The sequence below is a fragment of the Vibrio sp. 10N.261.55.A7 genome (assembly GCF_002877365.1).
In the GTDB taxonomy this organism is placed as follows: Bacteria; Pseudomonadota; Gammaproteobacteria; order Enterobacterales; family Vibrionaceae; genus Vibrio.
The window spans coordinates 1-2,477 of sequence record NZ_MCWZ01000341.1 but is presented as its reverse complement, the minus strand read 5'-3'; the positions used below and the strand labels follow the sequence as shown (position 1 = coordinate 2,477).

The 2,477-nt window shown below is 44.8% G+C and carries 3 protein-coding genes; 1 reads left to right on the top strand and 2 read right to left on the bottom strand.

Going from position 1 to position 2,477, the window contains the following annotated elements; all coding sequences use genetic code 11:
- Positions 1–18: 18 nt before the first annotated feature.
- The gene (znuB, locus tag BCU12_RS23075) at positions 19–807 is read right to left on the bottom strand and encodes a zinc ABC transporter permease subunit ZnuB (protein WP_102407160.1); all 789 of its coding nucleotides are present in this window, start codon (positions 805–807) and stop codon (positions 19–21) included.
- A complete protein-coding gene (gene znuC, locus BCU12_RS23070; RefSeq protein ID WP_102407159.1) occupies positions 800–1,585 on the bottom strand; it encodes a zinc ABC transporter ATP-binding protein ZnuC in 786 nt (261 codons plus the stop codon). The genes znuB and znuC overlap by 8 nt, the downstream gene beginning before the upstream one ends.
- Positions 1,586–1,669: 84 nt before the next feature.
- Between znuC and BCU12_RS23065 the strand changes: the two genes are divergently transcribed.
- On the top strand, positions 1,670–2,477 hold an 808-nt coding region (locus BCU12_RS23065), incomplete at its 3' end, for a zinc ABC transporter substrate-binding protein (protein ID WP_241909902.1).

Here is a 2,477-nt window from a genome sequence, read left to right as displayed (position 1 = left end):
CAAGCCAAGCCAAGCCAATTAGGTCGCTTTATTCCTAATAAGCTGGCTAATCAAGAACATCCCCGTTGCACTGATCACAACTGAAGGACCAGCAGGTGTGTCGTAGTGCCAAGATAGAGCTAGACCCAAACAAACGGAGATCGCCCCAATGACCGATGCAATCATGGCCATTTGCTCCGGCGTTTGAGCGATCTTTCTCGCGGTAGCGGCTGGAATAATAAGAAGAGAAGTCATGATCAGCGCGCCGACAAACTTCATTCCAACGGCGATAACGAGCCCGACCATTAACATCAAAACCAGACGCATTAAGTCGACATTGATGCCATCAACCGCAGCGAGATCTTCATTGATGGTGGTTGAGAGTAATGGACGCCAAAAAAGGAACAAAGTAATGCCAACCACGACAACACCAGCATAGATGACAAGTAAATCACTGCTGGACACAGCAAGCAGATCACCGAATAAATAGCTCATCAGATCAATACGAACAGAATCTAGAAAGCTTACGGCGATGAGGCCCAATGAAAGCGAGCTGTGGGCTAAAATACCTAGCAATGTGTCGGTCGCCACAAGCTTTTGTTTTTGCAGTGTTACAAGGACGAGAGCCAAGCCAAAACAGCAGATCAGCAGTGCTAGATAAATGTTAATCTCGAGCAAAAAACCAAGTGCTAAGCCCATTAATGACGCGTGCGCTAGGGTATCCCCAAAATAAGCCATTTTTCGCCATACGACGAAAGAGCCTAAAGGGCCTGCAATCAAAGCAATGCCGAGTCCGGCTAAAAGAGAAGGCAATAAAAAATCAATCATGAGAGTGTCCGTGGTTATGATTGCTGCAGCTAGACGCGCTTCCTTCTACAGGTGAGCCAGAAAGGTCATGATGGTGGTGCTGATGATGATGTTCATACAAGGCTAGAGACTCTCTTCCTGAATGACCAAACAATGCAATGTAGGTTGGATGGTTGGTGATGTCTTTAGGTGCCCCTGAACAACATATGTGGTGGTGTAAGCAGATGACATTATCTGTTTTCGCCATCACCAAGTGTAAATCGTGCGATACCATAAAGACCGCGCAACTGAATCGGTGACGAATATCATCAATCAGATCATATAAGTCGATTTGGCCCTGTATGTCGACACCTTGAGCAGGTTCGTCTAATACTAACAAATCAGGTCGTTGCAATAGCGCTCGAGCAATGAGTACTCGCTGGTTTTCACCACCCGACAGTTGGTGCATGTTGTTGTTGAGAAGATGTTCTGCACGCACGAGTTTAAGCGCATCAAGTATTTCTTGCGCACTGTATCGCCCTGCCAATTGCAAGAATCTCTTTACGTTTAAAGGGAGAGCGTCGTTCAGTCTGAGTTTTTGAGGGACGTACCCAATTTTACAGGTTTTACGTTTTTTGATGTTTCCAGAGTCTGGAGCGTGCAAACCCAACAATACTTTTACTAAAGTGGATTTTCCTGCTCCATTAGGACCGATAAGTGTTGTGATTTTCTTTCGCTCTAGAGTGAAGCTCACCTGGTCTAGTACACGCTTTTCATTGAATGAAACGCATATATCGTTTAACTCGACCAAAAGGGTCATAAATAGAACTCATTTGCAATTGACTATTGTTATAATGTAACATTCCTCGCTTTCCAATTCCATAGAATGATGATCGGTACCCAAATGAGATTTCGTATAGTCGCTGCTTTAATGCTTCTTTTAAATGCTAGCCCAGCTTGGTCGGTAAACTTACTGACAAGCATTAAACCAATTCAGATGATAGCGACTGAAATAATGCTAGATGTAGGCGAGGCTGAAGTATTGCTAGCGAACAATACCTCTCCCCATGATTATGCACTGCGTCCTTCCGACATTCGCCGTTTACGCGGCGCCGATTTGGTTGTTTGGTTCGGCTATGACTTGGAGCCTTTTTTGGATCGCACGCTATCAAAACAAGAGAATGTACTCACTCTAAGTGAAACACCCAACTTCGATTTACGTGAATATACCGGTGACCAACATCAACATGATGGGCACGATCATGGCAATGAAGACCCGCACTTTTGGCTTGGCTATAGACCTGCGATCCAAGCAGCAAAGGCAATCGCTGAGAGACTGTCTGAAGTTGATCCGCTGAACAGCCAAAAGTACCAAGATAATTACCAAGCCTTTGAATCTAGAATGGCGGCAGAAAAGTCACTCATCGAGGCTAAACTGAGTCCGGTAAAAGAGAATGGATACTATGTGTTTCATGATGCTTACGGGTACTTTGAAGCGGATTATCAACTTAATCACTTAGGCTACTTTACCGTTAGTCCTGAGCGTAAACCGGGTGCAAAAACGTTAATTTTAATCAAGAATACGTTGAAAGAAAAACAAGCTGTATGTGTGTTTTCTGAACCGCAATTTACCCCCGCAGTTGTCGAGTCCGTGACTCGTGGAACAGGCGTGCATCTCGGTGAGCTAGACCCAATCGGCATTGATATTAAAG

What these genes read in the sequence shown, in the direction of transcription:
- znuB (WP_102407160.1), bottom strand. Translation starts at nt 807, where the DNA reads ATGATTGATTTTTTATTGCCTTCTCTTTTAGCCGGACTCGGCATTGCT.
- znuC (WP_102407159.1), bottom strand. Translation starts at nt 1,585, where the DNA reads ATGACCCTTTTGGTCGAGTTAAACGATATATGCGTTTCATTCAATGAA.